General features: G+C 46.3%; 19 protein-coding genes. 8 read left to right on the forward strand and 11 right to left on the reverse strand.

The annotated features are described in order from the left end of the window. The first annotated feature begins 12 nt into the window (after positions 1 to 12). Positions 13 to 1,200, forward strand: a complete 1,188-nt coding sequence (gene ftsZ / locus IEW88_RS06755; protein WP_053424146.1) for a cell division protein FtsZ — start codon at positions 13 to 15, stop codon at positions 1,198 to 1,200. Positions 1,201 to 1,303: 103 nt separating this feature from the next. Continuing rightward, positions 1,304 to 2,215, forward strand: a complete 912-nt coding sequence (gene lpxC, locus IEW88_RS06760) for a UDP-3-O-acyl-N-acetylglucosamine deacetylase (RefSeq protein ID WP_053424147.1) — start codon at positions 1,304 to 1,306, stop codon at positions 2,213 to 2,215. On the opposite strand, the gene IEW88_RS06765 is transcribed toward lpxC, so the two are convergent. Beyond that, the gene (locus IEW88_RS06765; protein WP_147903578.1) at positions 2,212 to 2,685 is read right to left on the reverse strand and encodes a DUF721 domain-containing protein; all 474 of its coding nucleotides are present in this window, start codon (positions 2,683 to 2,685) and stop codon (positions 2,212 to 2,214) included. The two genes, lpxC and IEW88_RS06765, sit on opposite strands and share 4 nt — an antisense overlap. A 29-nt stretch (positions 2,686 to 2,714) precedes the next feature. On the opposite strand from IEW88_RS06765, the gene IEW88_RS06770 reads away from it, so the two are divergent. From IEW88_RS06770 to mutT, 3 genes are all read left to right on the forward strand, one after another. Then, a complete protein-coding gene (locus IEW88_RS06770; RefSeq protein ID WP_147903579.1) occupies positions 2,715 to 3,629 on the forward strand; it encodes a M23 family metallopeptidase in 915 nt (304 codons plus the stop codon). Positions 3,630 to 3,729: 100 nt separating this feature from the next. After that, the gene (gene secA / locus IEW88_RS06775; RefSeq protein WP_147903580.1) at positions 3,730 to 6,441 is read left to right on the forward strand and encodes a preprotein translocase subunit SecA; all 2,712 of its coding nucleotides are present in this window, start codon (positions 3,730 to 3,732) and stop codon (positions 6,439 to 6,441) included. A gap of 3 nt (positions 6,442 to 6,444) precedes the next feature. Continuing rightward, a complete protein-coding gene (mutT, locus tag IEW88_RS06780) occupies positions 6,445 to 6,858 on the forward strand; it encodes an 8-oxo-dGTP diphosphatase MutT (RefSeq protein WP_147903581.1) in 414 nt (137 codons plus the stop codon). Positions 6,859 to 6,980: 122 nt separating this feature from the next. Here the strand turns inward: mutT and yacG are convergent, their stop codons facing one another. The 10 genes from yacG to IEW88_RS06830 all read right to left on the reverse strand — a co-directional run bounded on the left by yacG (position 6,981) and on the right by IEW88_RS06830 (position 15,435). Further along, positions 6,981 to 7,211 carry a DNA gyrase inhibitor YacG gene (gene yacG / locus IEW88_RS06785; protein ID WP_147903582.1) on the reverse strand — a complete coding sequence of 77 codons (231 nt, stop codon included), beginning with the start codon at positions 7,209 to 7,211 and terminating at the stop codon, positions 6,981 to 6,983. A 129-nt stretch (positions 7,212 to 7,340) separates the two neighbouring features. Next, on the reverse strand, positions 7,341 to 8,087 hold the full coding sequence (zapD, locus tag IEW88_RS06790; RefSeq protein ID WP_147903583.1) for a cell division protein ZapD: 747 nt from the start codon (positions 8,085 to 8,087) through the stop codon (positions 7,341 to 7,343). Between the two features lie 38 nt (positions 8,088 to 8,125). Next, positions 8,126 to 8,749 (reverse strand): dephospho-CoA kinase, encoded by a 624-nt coding sequence (coaE, locus tag IEW88_RS06795; protein WP_147903584.1) that lies wholly within the window; start codon positions 8,747 to 8,749, stop codon positions 8,126 to 8,128. 19 nt (positions 8,750 to 8,768) lie between these two features. Continuing rightward, entirely contained in the window at positions 8,769 to 9,650 is an 882-nt protein-coding gene (locus IEW88_RS06800; protein WP_147903585.1) for a prepilin peptidase, read from the reverse strand. Continuing rightward, entirely contained in the window at positions 9,650 to 10,870 is a 1,221-nt protein-coding gene (locus IEW88_RS06805) for a type II secretion system F family protein (protein WP_147903586.1), read from the reverse strand. The genes IEW88_RS06800 and IEW88_RS06805 overlap by 1 nt, the downstream gene beginning before the upstream one ends. 31 nt (positions 10,871 to 10,901) lie before the next feature. After that, a complete protein-coding gene (pilB, locus tag IEW88_RS06810) occupies positions 10,902 to 12,599 on the reverse strand; it encodes a type IV-A pilus assembly ATPase PilB (RefSeq protein ID WP_147903587.1) in 1,698 nt (565 codons plus the stop codon). Between the two features lie 98 nt (positions 12,600 to 12,697). Continuing rightward, positions 12,698 to 13,075, reverse strand: a complete 378-nt coding sequence (locus IEW88_RS06815) for a pilin (RefSeq protein ID WP_053424155.1) — start codon at positions 13,073 to 13,075, stop codon at positions 12,698 to 12,700. A gap of 158 nt (positions 13,076 to 13,233) precedes the next feature. Continuing rightward, entirely contained in the window at positions 13,234 to 13,884 is a 651-nt protein-coding gene (locus tag IEW88_RS06820) for a DUF1294 domain-containing protein (RefSeq protein ID WP_147903588.1), read from the reverse strand. A gap of 116 nt (positions 13,885 to 14,000) precedes the next feature. Next, positions 14,001 to 14,870, reverse strand: coding sequence for a carboxylating nicotinate-nucleotide diphosphorylase (nadC, locus tag IEW88_RS06825; RefSeq protein ID WP_147903589.1), 870 nt, complete (start codon positions 14,868 to 14,870; stop codon positions 14,001 to 14,003). Between the two features lie 46 nt (positions 14,871 to 14,916). Continuing rightward, entirely contained in the window at positions 14,917 to 15,435 is a 519-nt protein-coding gene (locus tag IEW88_RS06830) for a retropepsin-like aspartic protease family protein (RefSeq protein ID WP_053424158.1), read from the reverse strand. Between the two features lie 77 nt (positions 15,436 to 15,512). Between IEW88_RS06830 and ampD the strand changes: the two genes are divergently transcribed. From ampD to pdhR, 3 genes are all read left to right on the forward strand, one after another. Then, positions 15,513 to 16,061 (forward strand): 1,6-anhydro-N-acetylmuramyl-L-alanine amidase AmpD, encoded by a 549-nt coding sequence (gene ampD / locus IEW88_RS06835; RefSeq protein ID WP_229670336.1) that lies wholly within the window; start codon positions 15,513 to 15,515, stop codon positions 16,059 to 16,061. After that, positions 16,062 to 16,949 carry a beta-lactamase regulator AmpE gene (gene ampE / locus IEW88_RS06840; RefSeq protein ID WP_147903591.1) on the forward strand — a complete coding sequence of 296 codons (888 nt, stop codon included), beginning with the start codon at positions 16,062 to 16,064 and terminating at the stop codon, positions 16,947 to 16,949. Between the two features lie 458 nt (positions 16,950 to 17,407). Next, positions 17,408 to 18,169 carry a pyruvate dehydrogenase complex transcriptional repressor PdhR gene (gene pdhR, locus IEW88_RS06845; RefSeq protein ID WP_053424161.1) on the forward strand — a complete coding sequence of 254 codons (762 nt, stop codon included), beginning with the start codon at positions 17,408 to 17,410 and terminating at the stop codon, positions 18,167 to 18,169. The last annotated feature ends 17 nt before the right edge of the window (positions 18,170 to 18,186 follow it).

The raw sequence follows: 18,186 nt of genomic DNA on the forward strand, positions 1-18,186 counted from the left end.
GGAGAGAGAGCTATGTTTGAGTTAATGGAAAACCACAGCGAAGAAGCTGTCATTAAAGTAATAGGTGTTGGTGGTGGTGGCGGTAACGCTGTTGAGTATATGGTTGCAAGCAACATCGAAGGTGTTGAGTTTATTGCTGCCAATACTGATGCGCAGGCGCTGCGTAATTCTTCTGCCCATATGACCCTGCAACTGGGTGCTGGCGTGACTAAAGGTTTAGGCGCTGGTGCTAACCCTGATGTAGGCCGTCGTTCTGCAGAAGAAGACCGTGAAACGATCAAGAAAACGCTGCAAGGCGCGGACATGATCTTTATCGCTGCCGGTATGGGTGGTGGTACTGGTACCGGTGCTGCTCCAATAGTGGCAGAAGTAGCCCGTGAAATGGGTATTCTGACTGTGGCTGTTGTCACTAAGCCATTCCCGTTCGAAGGTAAAAAGCGTTCTGCTTATGCTGACGAAGGTATTGCTGAGCTGGCAAAACATGTCGATTCACTGATCACCATTCCTAACGACAAATTATTAAAAGTCTTAGGCAAAGGCACCAGCCTGCTGGATGCATTCAAAGCAGCCAACAACGTGTTGTTAGGTGCAGTGCAAGGTATTGCTGAGCTAATCACTCGTCCTGGTCTGATTAACGTCGACTTCGCCGACGTGCGTACTGTGATGTCAGAAATGGGTACTGCGATGATGGGTACTGGCCGTGCTTCAGGTCCGGATCGTGCAGAAGAAGCCGCCGAACAAGCGATTTCCAGCCCGTTACTGGAAGATATCGATTTATCAGGTGCTAAGGGTATTCTGGTGAATATCACTGCAGGCCTGGATATCAGCATTGAAGAGTTTGAAACTGTAGGTAATGCGGTAAAAGCATTTGCTTCAGAAAATGCCACTGTGGTTGTAGGTGCTGTCATTGATCCTGACATGTCGGATGAACTTCGTGTCACTGTGGTTGCCACAGGTATAGGTGCAGAGCGTAAGCCTGATATCAGCCTGGTACCAAATCACCGTCATGAACCAGTTCGTTCAGCGCACGTTTATGGCAATGCTGGTACAAGCTATGCGCATCATCAGGGTAACGCTGCCCGTGACTTGTCACAAGCGCCGTTAGAAGCTCCTGTAGCGCAAAACAAACCTGTTGCGGAAAAACAAGCGAACATCGATATTTTCGATATTCCGGCGTTTTTACGTAAACAAGCTGACTAATTTTTAGTCAGCTGACAAAAGGCTCAAAGGTTGGCATAGCTGGTCAGCTGTGTTATGCTTCGCCGCCATTTTGGATTTGTTCAATATTTGAACAGGAAAAAATATGATTAAACAACGTACCATTGCAAAATCAATCAGCTCGATCGGGGTGGGTTTACACAAGGGAGAAAAGGTTACGCTTACTCTCCGGCCTGCTCCTGATAATACCGGTATTGTATTCCGGCGTGTCGATCTGAACCCGATCGTTGATTTTAAAGTCACCCCTGAATTAGTGGGCGACACAGTAATGTGTACGTGTTTGATCAACGACGAAGGCGTACGCCTGTCCACCACTGAGCATTTAATGGCTGCAGTGGCTGGTTTAGGTATCGATAACCTGTTTATCGAAGTAGACTCTGCTGAAATTCCAATTATGGATGGCAGTGCCAACCCTTTTGTTTACCTGTTACTGGAAGCCGGTATCAGCGAACAGAAAAAAGCCAAAAAGTTTATCCGCATTAAGCAAAAAGTACGGGTAGAAGACGGTGATAAGTGGGCCGAGTTTGTGCCACATCACGGTTTCCGTATGGATTTTGCCATCGACTTTGATCACCCTGTGATTTCTGAAACTAAACAGCGCATGAAGCTGGACTTCTCTGCTGCGTCTTTTATTAAAGACATCAGCCGTGCCCGTACTTTTGGTTTCCTGCAGGACATTGAATATTTACGCGCCAATAATCTGGCGTTAGGCGGTAGTTTTGATAACGCCGTCGTACTAGATGAGTTCCGGGTGTTAAACCAGGACGGTCTGCGTTACGAAGACGAATTTATCAAACACAAAATTCTGGATGCAATCGGTGATTTATACATGGCCGGTTACAGCATTCTGGGCGAGTTCCGTTCTTATAAAACGGGCCACGCTTTAAATAACCAGTTATTGTCTGCAGTGCTGGCTGATCAGGCGAACTGGGAATTTGTCAGCTTCGATAAAGAAGCGCAAATGCCAATATCGTACTTAGCGCCTCAACTGGCCTAAGTCTTGGGGGCAGAGCGGCTTTGCGCCAGCTCTGCCAGCCTTTGTAATTTCTGCTTTAACTCACCTTCACTGTTTTGTGCTAAAGCCAGTAAATACACCGCCGCTTGTTCAGAGATTTTAGGTCCTTCAGTTTTGATTTCTTCCGCTTTGACATACTGCAGTTGGGTATTCGGTGAGACTTCAATGTCTATCCCTGCCAAATCCGGCAAGATTTTCTGGCGGAAATTGTCTAGAATGGCTTCTCTTTGCATTTTCAACCGGGTGGCCCAGGCGGGTGATTGACACAAAATTACTAAGCGACCGGCTTTTATGGTACTAATTTTGCAAAAACCGGATGGATCCAGTTGCAGAAACTGCGCTAATTCGGTATTAAGTTGGCGCAACAGATCGGCGTGCTGCATAGTCGACAACAAAGAGCTTTGTTGCAGCAACTGACTTAGATCCACGGGTTTCTGAGAATAGCGCGCCATCTTCACTGATAAATTTATACTGAGGTTGCATGAGTGTAACAGTTTTCTATCGTGGCCGACATCGCCACTTCAGCTTTGGCAGCACGCCATCGCAACTGACAGTCACGGCCGTCTTGTTGTTTTGCATCGCCTCTGGTGCTGGTGCTGCCTTTGCTAATTTATTTCAGCAAGGCAATGCTGAACTTGAAAAAGTGCAGTTAAGTCGCGCTGCAGAAACAGAAGAAATTGCTGATATCCGTCGCCGTGCTGAAAATCAGCTGGCTGCATTAACGGCTAAAGTTGCCACGCTGCAGGCTCAGGTGAACCGACTGAATATGGTTGGTGAACGTTTAATTGATGCCGCCAATTTGTCGACGGAAGAGTTTAATCTGCACGAAACTCCAGCTATGGGAGGCCCGGCACAAACTCCTACTGAAATCAGTCTGGCTGAACTGAATGCGGTATTGTTGCAGCTTAATGAGCTGGAGCAAAATCTGCAGTCCGAGCAAACCCGCTTTGCCATGCTTGAATCTCTGGATTTGAATCACCATATAGGAAAAAGCGTTCAGTTGTCTGGTCGCCCTGTATTAAGTGGTTACCTGTCCTCCAGTTTTGGCGTACGTAGCGACCCCTTCAGTGGTGAACCCGCAGTGCACCGTGGAGTGGATTTTGCCGGTAAAGAAGGTGATTCTATTTTTGCAACAGCAGGTGGCATAGTGACCTGGGCTGGTGAACGTTTTGGTTACGGTAAAATGGTTGAGATTGAGCATAGTGATGGGTATCGCACCCGTTATGCTCATGCTCAGGAGACCACTGTTCAGGTTGGACAGATGGTAACCAAAGGCCAGGAAGTTGCCATTATGGGCAACACAGGCCGTTCGACAGGGCCACATGTGCATTACGAAGTTCTGAAAAATGGTCAGCAAATTGACCCTATGATGTTTGTTAATCGCCGTATTCAATAATATATACCCGGTTTTCTGAGGCAGGCGTTTCAGAACGTCGGGTAACAAAGGCTCAGGCCGGACTCGGAGCGAGTCTCAACCAAGAAGTGGTATTTATAAAATGTTTGGAAAATTTTTCGCCAAATTAATTGGTAGCCGTAATGATCGTTATTTGAAGAAATTAAAAAAGACGGTTGATCTGATTAATAGCCTGGAACCTGCTTTTGTTGCTCTGTCTGATGAAGAACTCAAATTAAAAACCGCTGAATTCAAGCAACGTTTTGCCGATGGCGCAACCTTGGATGATTTACTGCCAGAAGCTTTTGCCACAGTACGCGAAGCCAGTAAACGTATCTTCAAGATGCGTCATTTTGATGTGCAGCTGATAGGCGGTATTGTGCTGCATCAGGGCAAAATCTCTGAGATGCGCACAGGTGAAGGTAAAACCTTAACCGCAACTTTGCCAGCCTACTTAAATGCGTTAAGTGGTCAGGCGGTGCATGTCATTACGGTGAACGATTACCTGGCCCGTCGTGATGCCGAAACGAACGCGCCTTTGTTTGACTTTTTAGGCTTAACCGTAGGTGTCAACGTGCCTGGTATGGGCCATTTAGACAAACAAGCCGCTTACAAAGCTGATATTACCTACGGCACCAACAACGAATTTGGTTTTGATTACCTGCGCGATAACATGGCATTTTCTGCCATTGAACGGGTACAGCGCCACTTAGCTTACGCCATTATTGATGAAGTCGACTCTATTTTGATAGACGAAGCCCGTACGCCACTGATCATATCCGGTCAGGCTGAAGACAGTTCAGAGCTGTACCGTGTCATTAATACAGTAGTGCCTCAGCTAGTGAGGCAGGAAAAAGAAGACGAAGAAGGTGTAGAGGGTGATGGCCACTTCACCATCGACGAAAAAGCGAAACAAATTTATCTGACTGAGCTGGGGCAAATTCGTGTCGAAGAAATTCTGCAGGAACTAGGCTTAATTCAGCCGGGTGACTCTTTATTCTCTGCCGCTAATATCACTCTGCTGCATCATACTTATGCCGCTTTGCGCGCGCACAACCTGTTTAAAAAAGACGTCGATTATGTGATCAAAGATAACGAAATCGTTATTGTTGATGAGCATACAGGCCGTACTATGGAAGGCCGTCGTTGGTCTGAAGGTTTGCACCAGGCTATTGAAGCCAAAGAAGGTGTGCGTATTAACCACGAAAACCAGACCTTGGCATCTATTACCTTCCAGAACCTGTTCCGTTTGTACGACAAGCTGGCAGGTATGACAGGTACAGCCGATACCGAAGCTTTTGAATTCCAGTCTATTTATGGTTTAGAGACTATAGTGGTTCCTACCAATAGACCTATGGTGCGTAAAGATATGGCCGATTTGGTCTATCTGACGGTGGAAGAAAAGTATCAAGCTATTATCAAAGACATTGAAGAAAACCGAGCGCTGAAGCGTCCTATCCTGGTCGGTACTGCTTCCATTGAAAGCTCTGAGTATCTGTCGAAGTTACTGCATGACGCTAAAATTCCGCATCAGGTATTAAACGCCAAGTTCCATGCCAACGAAGCGCAAATTATTGCGCAGGCTGGTCAGCCTGGTACTGTGACTATAGCAACTAACATGGCCGGTCGTGGTACTGACATAGTACTGGGTGGTAACTTGCAGGCTGAATTAGCTGCTTTAGGGGAAGCTAGCCCGGAGCAAATTGAACAAGTCCGTCAGGAATGGCAAAAGCGCCATGATGCGGTGATTGAAGCAGGTGGCTTACACATCATTGGTACTGAGCGTCATGAATCTCGCCGTATCGACAACCAGTTACGTGGTCGTTCAGGTCGTCAGGGTGACCCTGGTTCCTCTCGTTTCTATTTGTCTTTAGACGATGCCTTAATGCGTATTTTTGCTTCAGACCGTATGGCAGGCATGATGCGTAAGTTAGGTATGGAGCCAGGTGAGGCGATTGAACACCCTTGGGTCAGCCGTGCTATCGAAAACGCCCAGCGTAAAGTCGAAGCCCGTAACTTTGATATCCGTAAGCAGTTACTGGAATTCGATGATGTTGCGAACGATCAGCGTAAAGTGGTGTATGAGCAACGTAACGAGTTGATGGATGCTGCCGATATCTCTGAGACTATCAAGGCGATTCGTCACGATGTAGTTGCTTCTGTACTGGATCAATACATTCCACCTCAGTCTCTGGACGAGATGTGGGATATCCCAGGCTTAGAAGCCCGTTTCCGTGCTGATTTTGCCATCGACATGCCTATAGCCAAGTGGTTGGCAGACGACAAGAAATTGTTTGAAGAAAAACTGCGTGAACAAATCCACGAAGTGGTGGATAAATCGTACGAGCTGAAAGAACACATGGTCGGCCCTTCCGTACTGCGCCAGTTTGAAAAATCAGTGATGCTGCAAAGTTTAGACACACACTGGAAAGAACACTTAGCCGCGATGGACCACCTGCGTCAGGGCATTAACCTGCGTGGTTACGCACAGAAGAACCCGAAACAGGAATATAAGCGCGAAGCTTTCGAGTTGTTTTCTACCATGCTGGATAACCTGAAACTGGATGTCATTGGTGTGTTATCACGGGTGCAAATCCGTGCCGCTGAAGATGTGGATGCAGTAGAAGATCAGCGTCGTAAAGCAGAAAGCACAGAGATGCAGTTCCAGCATGAAGAAATGGAACAAGTAGCGACTGAAGTGCCACAAACCAGTCCTGCACCTGTGTTTCGTGACGCCGAAAAGGTAGGCCGTAATGACGCATGTCCTTGTGGTTCTGGTAAGAAATACAAACAGTGTCACGGTAAGCTGGTGTAAGCCATGACAGTCAAAGTGGTTCATGTCGCTGTAGGTGTGGTTTTACAGGACCATAAGGTGCTGTTAGCTCTTCGTCCTGACAAGTTACACCAGGGCGGTCGCTGGGAGTTTCCCGGAGGTAAAGTAGAAGCAGGTGAAACCACCGCACAAGCTTTAGCACGTGAACTGCAAGAGGAAGTGGATCTGGCTATTGCGGGTTCCACTGCCTGGTTTGAACTGCAGTATGCTTATCCAGAAAAAACGGTGTTGCTGGATATTCATCTGGTGCAGGACTTTACAGGCGAAGCAAAAGGTTTAGAAGGGCAGCCAGTGCGCTGGGTGCCTTTGTCTGAGCTTCATCAGTATCAGTTCCCTGATGCGAATCAGCCGATATTAGATAAACTTCTTTCCGAATTCGGCAATCCCCTGCGTACTTGAAGCCGCAGCTTTGTTGGCTGCGCGCTCTCGCCCCAATCACATAGTAGCCTATGTTCATGGGGACTCACTCACTTGCCGTCGCGCTGCAACTCTAATTACTTTGGGTCTTAATGAGCGTATCTCTATTTAAAGAACTCGTTATCCTGCTCCAGTAACTCATTTTCCAGTTGTTCTAATTGCTGCTCAGACAGTGGCAAATCGGCGCGGCCTTTATCCGGTATTTTGTGTTCTTCATTGGCCCAGGCGCCTAAATCTATTAAACGGCAACGGTCAGAACAAAAAGGCCGGAAGGCGGACTCCGGACCCCAAATCACCTCTTTCTGGCAGGTTGGGCATTTGACGATAGTGGCCATAAGACGTACTCCAAAAAACGTATTCAAAAGTGCGCTAGTGTACCGTAGTAGGCGGATTTCAGGCGAGCAAATAGTAGGGGCGGTGGTTTATCCCTGCCCGTCTCAAATGACCAACTGATGCTGATTGGGTTAGCAACAAGCTAACTTAAAGGGAATTGCTTTATCCATAGTAGTGCGACCTAAGCTGTCACAGAGCTGCATAAAACGTATGGCGTAGCGGTATCTGTTACCGCTGATGGTTGGATAACTTTGATACTCCATGGAGTATTCAATACGCAACAGTTCAAACTGCTCGGTATTGCTTTGAAAAAAACCATTTTCAGCAACCAGATCCTGAAATTGGCCACGTTCACGGATAAAGGTCAGTACATAAGCAATGGCAGTTTCAACCAAAGACAACTGTTCCAGCCAATCTTGCGCCGCTTTTTTGCGTTGCGCCAAAGGTTGAGAAAACCAATATTGCAGTTGAGGTAAATCAAAGTAACAGGTGCCGCCCGGAATAAAAAAGCGCTGCCGTAGTGGTGCCAGAAATTTGTCTTCTTTTAAGCTGGTGGCAAACTTACCGCATCTTAATAAATCACTTTGCAAGCGCACTGCTTTTTGTAACATGCTTTGCAGCATTTCATCTGAAATGGATGGATGACGTGACCAGTTCACCAAAGCGGACTCACAACGCTCTACATCTTTGATTAAATCCGGCCGCACATCATTACGTTCCAATACTTCAATCAACGAAAATAACGAGTTAAAAAAACCCTGTTGCTGCCATTCAGTTTCGAGTGGTAGCAGCTTGGTGACTTGCTGAAACAAATACTCCACCCGCAAATAGGTGCGCACTTTTTCGTTCAGCGGATGTTCGTAGATGATTGAGGTCATAACTGAAACATTTGTTAACAATGTCGATTACCATAAACCTAAGTCGAGCTTTTTGCTAGTTTTTCCTTGGCAAACTGCTGATAACGGCTATGTAGTTGTTGTATCTGTGGCTGAAGCGCAAAAACAGGTACTGTATTGAGTACTACATCGTCTGCTAAGCGCAGGCGTTCAGGTCTTGATATCTGGCTGTTCAGAATATTCTGCACTTGTTCTGCTGGCACTTGATCCCGTTGTATAGTGCGGCTTAGTTGTAGCTCTTCAGGCACATCGACCACCAGTACTCTGTCTGCGTAGATCTGTAGGTTATTTTCCAGCAGTAAAGGGGCTATTAACAAAGCATAATCTGAGGTGCATGCGGCTAATTGCTGCAGCATACGCTGACGGATTAAAGGATGTAACAACTGATTCAGCCATTGCTTTTCTGCTTCATTCGCGAAGATTTTAGTCCGCAAAGCAGCTCGATCCAACTGGCCATCGTGCTGCAAAATGTCCGCCCCAAAGTGCTGAACTATGGCATCTAATGCTGCTTCTCCTGGCATCACCACTTGACGGGCTACCAGATCAGCATCAACACTTTGTATGCCTAAATCATGAAATAAATTGGCGACAGTAGTTTTACCGCTGCCTATTCCACCTGTCAGTCCTACTACATAGCCAGACATAAGCTTAAAGCCTCATCACTTATAGACCCATAGTGCTCAGATACCAGGCGGTAATATCCTTACCCCATAACATCGCAATCCAGCCTGCTGCTGCTATATAAGGTCCAAAAGGGATAGGTGTGGCTTTGCCTTTGCCTTGCACCAGTAACATCAGCGAGCCCAGCACAGCACCGACCACAGAGGATAATAAAATAATCAGCGGTAATAATTGCCAGCCGAGCAGGGCACCAAAAATAGCCAGCAACTTAAAATCACCATAACCCATACCTTCTTTGCCCGTCACCAGTTTAAATAACCAGAAGACAGACCATAAACTTAAGTAACCTGCGGCAGCGCCTATCAATGAATCGGTCGGGGAGACAGTAAGGCCTGTGACGCTGAGCAATAAGGCAAACCAAAGCAGCGGCTGGGTAATTTGATCGGGTAAAAGCATTTTGTCTATATCAATAAAGGACAACGCAATCAGACACCAGGTCACCAGCAAATAAATCAGAGTTTGTTCTGTGACACCAAAATGTATGGCGACCAGCACAGATAACAAGCCTGTAAAGCCTTCAATAGCCGGATAACGCACACTGATAGGGGCTTTACAATAACGGCATTTGGCTTTTAACAGCATCCAGCTGATTAATGGAATATTGTCCAGCGCCGACAGCGGATGCTGGCATTTAGGGCAATGTGAATGCGGTAAGGCCAAATTAAAACGGTTTTTTGTTGGCTCAGCGTTTGGATTGAAATACTGTTGATAGTCCTGTTGCCAGGCGAGTTCCATCATTTTTGGTAATCTGTAGATCACCACATTCAGAAAACTCCCTACGGCCAGACTAAACAGCGCTACCGTGATATAAAAAGTAAGTTCAGATTGTTCGAACACTTGCACCAGAGGAGAAAAAAAATCCATTACACAATACTGCCCAGTTGGAAGATTGGAAGATACATCGCAATAATAAGTCCGCCTATTAAGACACCTAACACGGCCATAATCAAGGGTTCCAGCAAAGCGGTGAGGCCATCCACTGCATCGTCTACTTCTTGCTCATAAATAGTAGCAACTTTCGCCAGCATACTGTCTAGTGCGCCGGATTCTTCCCCAATAGCAACCATTTGATTCACCATCTCAGGGAAAGCTGCAGTGTTTTTCATTGCCAGATGCATTTGATTGCCCGCCGCTACTTCTTCGCGGACTGACAATATCGCCGCTCTGTATTTCTCATTACCTGCGGCTCCGGCTGCCGATTCCAGGGCTTCAATTAAGGGCACGCCAGCGGCAAAAGTGGTCGACAAAGTACGGGCATACCGGGCCACAGCTGCTTTGTTTAAAATCATGCCGATAATAGGCAGTTTTAAAATGGCATGGTCGGCAGCGACTTTAAAGCTCTGATTGGACTTATAGGACTTTGAGATGGCCACCACACTAGCAATGACAGCGCCAAGCACTATAAACCAATAATTTTTCATAAAATCAGAGATACCCAAAACAAACAAAGTAAAAGCCGGCAATTCAGCTCCCATGTTGCCAAAAATTTCGGCAAACTGAGGTACCACAAAAATTAATAAAATAGAGGTGACTATGCCTGCAACCACAATGACTGCTATCGGATAAAACATCGCCTTTTTAATTTTAGATTTCAGGGCTTCAGCTTTTTCTTTATAGACGGCGATTCGGTCAAAAATCCTGTCCAGAGCACCGGACTGCTCACCAGATTTGACCAAATCACAATACAACTCGTCGAAGTAATCTTTATGCTCACGCAATACTTCAGACAAAGCTGTACCGCCTTGTACCTTCACTGAAACTTTGGTCATCAACTGACGCAAAGTGTCGTTGCTGGCACCGCTGGCAATCAAATCAATACTCTGTACCAAAGGTACGCCAGCGCCCAGCATAGTGGCAATTTGCCGGGTTACGACGCTAATGTCAGAGGATTTAATACCGGGTTGAGTAAAAGCTAAAGGTTTGCTTTTTTTCTTGACGGATGAAGGAGTAAAACCTTGTTGGCGCAATAAAGCTTTGGCGTCAGCAATAGAGCTCGCTCTGATTTCTCCATGGCTGGTTTTACCCCTTTTATTAATGCCTTTCCAGAGAAATGTGTCCAGCTGTTTCACTTTTACTTCGGCCATAATCCAAATCCTTGCTGCGCATTATCGTGCTTTAAGCATTGGTCACTCTGTTCACTTCAGCCAGGCTGGTGAGCCCTGCCGCTGCCTTTTTCAACGCTGATTGACGTAAGTTGGGAAAGCCCTCAATTTGAGCCTGAGCTGCTATATCAAGAGAATTGGCACCAGCCATAATTTTAGCGGCGATTTGTGCTGTGATTGGCAGTACTTCGTAAATACCTAAACGGCCTTTATAGCCGCCAGTGCAGTGATCACAGCCTACAGGCTTAAAGAGTTTTAACTGGCTGATCTGAGACGCTGTAAAGCCTTGTTTGATAGCCTCTTGTTCCGGGAGCTGTTCAGCAGCTTTGCAGTGATTGCATAAGCGTCGGGCCAGACGCTGCGCGATAATCAGTGTGACTGAACTGGCTACGTTATAAGCTGGTACGCCCATATTCAGTAAGCGGGTTAAGGTCTCAGGTGCCGAATTGGTATGCAGGGTGCTTAACACTAAATGTCCGGTTTGCGCCGCTTTAATGGCAATTTCTGCGGTTTCCAAATCACGTATTTCACCGACCATGATCACATCTGGGTCTTGCCGTAAAAACGCTTTTAAAGCCGAGGGGAAAGTCAGACCAGCTCTTGGATTGACTTGCACCTGGTTGATGCCCGGAAGGTTTATTTCGACTGGATCTTCAGCCGTAGAGATATTAGTTTCTTCGGTATTGAGAATATTTAACCCTGTATACAGCGATACGGTTTTGCCTGAACCTGTGGGACCTGTCACTAAAATCATGCCCTGGGGCTGGGCCAAAGCGTTCAGATACAATTGTTTTTGCTCCGGCTCGTAACCCAGGATATCTATACCCAGCATGGCACTGTCCGAGTCGAGGATCCGCATCACTATTTTTTCACCCCATAAGGTTGGCAGTGTGCTAACCCGAAAGTCGATCGACTTTTTTTGCGACAGTTTCAGTTTAATACGGCCATCCTGTGGTACACGTTTTTCGGCAATATCTAAGCGGGACATTACTTTTAAACGGGCGGATAAGCGGGTGGATAGAGCCACTGGCGGCGAGGCGACTTCATGCAAAATACCGTCGATACGAAACCTGATGCGATAACTTTTTTCGTAAGGTTCAAAATGCAGATCTGAGGCGCCTTTGCGAATAGCGTCATGTAGCATTTTGTTGATAAAAGAAATAATAGGTTGATCTTCACTGTCCGAGCCGACCGTTTTTGTGTCTTCTTCTTCACCGCTGGCCAAGCCCATTTTGGCCAAATCCCACTGTGTATCGGTGAAACTGTCTGTGGCTGTGGTTTCAAATAATTTGTCGATGGCTTTATGCAGCTTATCAAATTCCACCACTATCATTTCAGCATTCAGGCCGGTATTAAATTCGAAGTCTTCTACAGAGGTCATGTCTGTCGGGTCTACTACCGCCAGAAATAAAGTTTTGTGTCTTTTAGCAAGGGGCAGAATATGGTGTTTGCGGATCAGTTTTTCATTGCGCAGTGACTCCGGAACGGTATTGATATCAAAAAAATCTAAATCCAGCGCGCTATGCAGAGTAAAAGCTGCTGCAGCTTCAGCTAAAGCTTTGGCCTGAAGCAGTTTTTCGCCAATCAACAGGTCGGCAATAGTTTGGTATTGGTGACTTTTTTCTTGCAGCAATTTGGCAGTGATCTGTGGATCAACCAAGTTCGCTTGTTGTAAGCGTCTTAATAATATGGAGCTTGGGTTTAAGGCCATACAGACCCCCGGTGGCAGAACTTAGCGTATCTCATACAGGTATCGACATGGGAGAAACGGCCCTGCACGGGCCGCTGCAGCTACAACAGGAGTAAACTTTATGGAACTGTACAGCCTTTAATCGGTACTGCTCCTGTGCCTGATAAAGTACAAGCCCAAGTGATGCTCTCACCTGCGGCTGCTGGTCCAGTGGGTGTTAAGGTTGCGGTAATACCATCGTATGACATCGACAGAATGCCTGCGCCTGAGCAATCTGGAATAGCTACGTTTGACGAATCTGTACAGCCCAGAGAACCGCTGGTGGCATAGGCTTCCGCGACTTTAATTTTTTGACCACCCAAAGAGGCTACAGCATTGGAGGCACGGGCTTTTGCCGTGTAGTCCTGATAAGCAGGTAAAGCAATAGCAGCCAATATACCGATGATGGCGACAACTATCATTAATTCAATAAGGGTAAAACCTTGATTACGTTTCATGGGACATCTCCTGATTGGTTTGCCCACAGCCGGGGCTACTTAATTCTGGTTAATATTTGTTATTAAGCAAGCTTTGCTCTGATGTTTAATTCCAGTTGCAAACCAAGCAAAGAAAAAAGGTGAATCATTGGTTAAATAATTGATTTAGCTTAGATAAATTAAAATAGTGTCACTTTTTGCAAAAAATTTGAACCAGACTCTGATAGCAGCCAGAGTAAAAAGCAACTATTGCCATAAATCACAAAACGGAACTCGCGCTGAAAAGACATCTTGTGCACCTTATGGTGCAACCGTTTTTGTGCGATTAAAGCGCCTGGCCAGCCCCCAATCAGACTAAACATTTGTAGACTCTCTTCAGGTAAGCGACTGCTGTGCCCGCTGGCGGCCAGCTTTTTATCGATTTGATACAACCAGTACGTAAAAAGACTGGCTTCGAGATAAAACAAAGGCACAATAAAGGCAAAGGAACCAGCTAGTAGCGACAGCAGCAGTAAGGCAAAAAACAAATAACGAAAACACCAGGCCTGTTGTTGGATTTGATAAACGTCTGGTGCTGTTGCTTTGGCTGGTTTTGTCTGTGCTACGGTACTTTCTTCAAGTTGTAGTGACTGGGCATAATGGCGTTGTTGTTTGTCAACACCAAGCTCAAAGCTAAGCCTGTCACCTTGTTGCGGGCGTCTGGCCGGAGCTTGTTTAAAATCGCGGATATGAAAAAAAAGCCGTTCTTTGTGGTCTGTAATGACAAAGCCAAAACCTTTGTCATCACGCCAGTAGCAGACAGTACCTTGTAACCTTAGTGGAAGGGTCATAGCGATCACAGCTTTGCGGGAACACTAAACAAAGTGTATCAATCTTTTGTAGCTTTGCCGGACGCTGCGACGAATGATAGCAGAGGAGATCGAAACCTCCACCTGCTGATTAAACCTCAGATACTGCGTAAACGCATTGATAAATCAATGGCTTGTATATTTTTAGTTAAGGCTCCACTGGAGATATAATCTACGCCTGTACTACTTAACGAACGCAGAGATTCCGCAGTGATATTACCTGATACTTCAAGTTTGGCCTGGCCTTTATTCAGACTAACGGCTTGTTGGATATCGGCGATATGAAAGTTGTCGAGCATGATAATGTCAGCACCAGCCTGAAGGGCCTGTTCAAATTCAATCAAGTCTTCCACTTCAACTTCAACAGGTTTCCCAGGGAAATTCTGCCGCGCTATGCTGACGGCATTATCAATAGAACCAGCGGCTGCAATATGATTTTCTTTGATTAAAAACGCGTCGTATAAACCCAGACGGTGGTTTTTACCGCCCCCACAAGCTACAGCATATTTTTGTGCTAACCGCATACCAGGCAAAGTTTTACGGGTATCCAGCAAACGGGTGGAGCTGCCTTCCAGTAAAGACACATATAAAGCCGTAGTAGTGGCTGTGCCACTTAAACTTTGGATAAAGTTAAGTGCGGTACGCTCGCCTGTTAATAAAATTCGGGCTGGGCCTGTCAGCTCACACAAGACGGAGTTGGCCGTCACTTTATCACCATCCTGAATAAACCATTCCACTTGTACTTCTGCCGATAACTGACGAAATACTTCACTTAGCCAGGCGCTGCCGCAAAATACACAGTCTTCGCGGCTGATAATAGTAGCTTTGGCTTGTTGAGTCGCAGGGATCAGAGACGCAGTAATATCGCCTTGCTCCAGCGGTAAATGGCCTAAATCCTCGGCCAGAGCCTGACGAACCGTCAGTTCAATATCCCGTTGTAAATCAGTAAGGTAAGGGACGTTAATCATCTGTATATAGTTCCGCTGTCCTAATAAGCTCTCGAGCCTATTCAAATTAGTGTTGGATAAGTTTGAGCTCATCCTGTTGTTGAGTGAATTCTAATTGTTTTAGCGCGCTCATGCCTAACAAAATATCGTTGCCATGTAAGCCAGGAGTAATGCTGGCGCGTATATCGGTCAGAACTATGTCGCCCAGTTGTAGACTGGACAGTTGGCTGTCGTATGCGATAGCAGGGCCATTCGCTGTGCTGACCTGATACCTTTGTCCTTTCTGCATCCCCAGTTTTTGTGCGGCTTGTTCTGATACAGCCACTACGGTAGCTCCGGTATCGAGCATAAATTCCATCGCAATACCGTTAAATAATGCTGTACCTACATAGTGACCGGCTTTATTGCGCTTGAGTACCGTAACTTTTTCACCACTACTGCCAATCTGACTTTGCAGCTGCTGATTCGGATTTATTTGTAACGAAATTTGATCTTCAAAAAACCAGTACAGCAGCCCAAGTAACAAGAGCCAACTGATCCAGCTAAATAAGCGGCCTAATTTAGTTGTATTGTCAGATGCTTGCATTCCAAAGTCTCAGGGTTGACAATAAAGGCATCAGCTTAACCGAGCATGAAGCGCATTTGCAAAACAGGATCGATACGGTGAATCAAGAACCGGTTTCCTTGGAACTTGAACAGCGACCAAGTCCACATTGGAATTTAAGACCGAATGACATTGATATCAGTCTGTTGGTGATCCATTGCATCAGTTTGCCTGCTAGCCAGTTTGGCAACAGTTACATCGATGATTTATTTATGGGTGTTTTGGACACAACGGCCGATAACAGTTTTGCGGATTTAGCTGGCGTACGGGTATCGGCGCATTGTGTTATTTTCAGAAACGGTGTGGTGCGGCAGTATGTGCCTTTTCACTACAGGGCCTGGCATGCCGGAGTATCGGAATTTAACGGGCGGCAAAACTGTAACGATTTTTCGATAGGAATAGAATTAGAAGGTACTGAACATCTGCCTTATACCGATGCGCAGTACCAAAGTCTGGTGCTATTAACCAGACAACTGATGCAAGACTTTCCGGCTATCACAACGGAACGTATTGTGGGACATCAGCAGATTGCGCCTGGTCGGAAAACCGATCCTGGCCCGTCATTTGACTGGGACCGTTATCAATCTGCGTTAAAGGAGAATGGATAAATGACCTTGATCAGTATGCTTATCGCCTTAATTATCGAACGGCTGGCGGTTCGCAGCGAGGCCTGGCAGTTTTTGTTTTATGCGAAAAAGTACCTTTCCCTGAGCCATAGTTCTGGATTATCTAAATTGTCAGACGACAGTAAAGGCCAGTATCTGTGGGTACTGTTGCCAGGTGTTTTCTATGCTTTGCTGTTGTGGTTAATCGGCAGTAGTTTGGTGACTTTAGTGCTGAACACGCTGGTATTACTGGTCTGCATTGGCTGCTGGCATTATCGTCAGTTGTACAAACAGTATTTAAATGCCAGTGAAAGAGCAGATAACGAAGCGGCTTTTTTGACGATGCAGCAACTCAGCAATGATGCGGGTTTAACCGATGCTGAGTTAAGTTATGGCCAACGTCTGGTTTGGCTTAATTTCCGCTATTACGCTGCAGTGCTGTTTTGGTTTGCGCTGTTAGGTGGCGCCGGTGCTATCACTTATGCTCTGCTGCGTCAGATGAATGAACCCGCCAGTTGGGATAAACCTATGAAACTGGCGGAAGAAGGAGATGAAACTGCTGAATTTGTTGAAGCAACACCTGATATTCCTGCGGTATTCCAGCAATTGATGTTCTGGGCTGATTGGGTGCCAGCACGTCTATTTGGTGTAGGTTTGGCTTTGGTTGGGCACTTCTCCCGTGCTTCAGCTTCTTTGTTGGCCTTCTTGGGCGACTTCACAACGCCGGCAGACAAAGTAGTGACTACAGTAGCCAAAGCTGCAGAACCTCTGCCGGATGATGCTTATAACTGCGCTGAAGAAACCTCTTGTATGGTGCAGTTAGCTAAACGTAATGTCCTGTTTTTCCTTGCATTAGTGGCGGTGTTAACGCTATCAGGCTGGCTGCGTTAAACTGACTAATTAACAAAAAGCAGCTTCGGCTGCTTTTTTTATGTCCATGGAAGGACGGTATGTCGCAACTGTAGGGAACAGTGTTGCGGCGATGTCCATAGAAGGACGGTATGTCGCAACTGTATGGGTGATAGCGGTCTTTCGACATGCCAACAATTTGGCATTTCGCCGATATCACGCCTTCGCGTCTGGCGAAGGCCGGGCTTTTGTTGCGACGATGTCCATGGATGGACGGTATGTATTTACTACTAATGGTCAGACCAATTTTATTGCTATCTTTTCCTCTGTTTTTTTTCTGAGCTTTTACTCTAATTATTTGGCCGCTTTGGTCGCATAATTCCGCAGTTTAATTTACAGTTTGATTCCTTTCTGCTAAGTTATGCCGCATAAAATTTAATTGGTAAGACCAATTTACAAGTGGTCAACGCTAAAACCAATAGCTTAACATCAGGGTGACAATGTCCAGTCTGAGAATCAAACCTGCTAAATTGTCCGATCAAATAGTCCAGCAGCTGGAACATATGCTGCTGGAAGGTACTTTTACGCCGGGACAAAAGTTACCGCCTGAGCGTGAATTAGCATTGCAGTTTGATGTCTCACGTCCATCCTTGCGTGAAGCTATTCAAAAGCTTGAAGCCAAAGGTTTAGTCAATCGCCGTCAGGGTGGTGGCACTTATGTTTGCGAAAATCTGGCTGTGGGTTTAACCGATCCGCTATTTGCTTTGATTGGTCGTCATCCGGAGTCGCAATTTGATTTGTTAGAGTTTCGTCATGCTTTAGAGGGCATTTGCGCTTATTACGCTGCGTTGCGTGGTACACAAGCTGACTATGACTTGATTAAACAACGTTATGAAGAAATTTGTGCTGCCCAGCAGCAACAGGATTTAGACGCTGAAGCGCGGTCGGTAGGCCAGTTTTATTCGGCGGTTGCAGAGGCATCACACAATGTGGTGCTTTTGCATTTGGTGCGCGGCTTAACGCCGCTGGTAGAGCAAAACATCAAGTTAAACCTTGAAGTTTTGCGGAAAAAAGAAGGCATAGTGAGCCAGCTGAATTCGCACAGGCATCGCCTGATGCAAGCGGTGATCAATGGCGAGCCGGAGCAAGCCCGGCAAGCCAGCAACAGCCATTTAGCCTTTATCGAAGAGGCATTGCTGGAAGCTGACCGGGAGCGCTCACGCATTGAACGCTCGCTCAGACGTTCACAACAGAGCGAATGAGCGTAAGCATACTTTTT

Origin of the sequence: Rheinheimera tangshanensis (assembly GCF_014645135.1) — a bacterium.
Lineage (GTDB): Bacteria > Pseudomonadota > Gammaproteobacteria > Enterobacterales > Alteromonadaceae > Pararheinheimera > Pararheinheimera tangshanensis.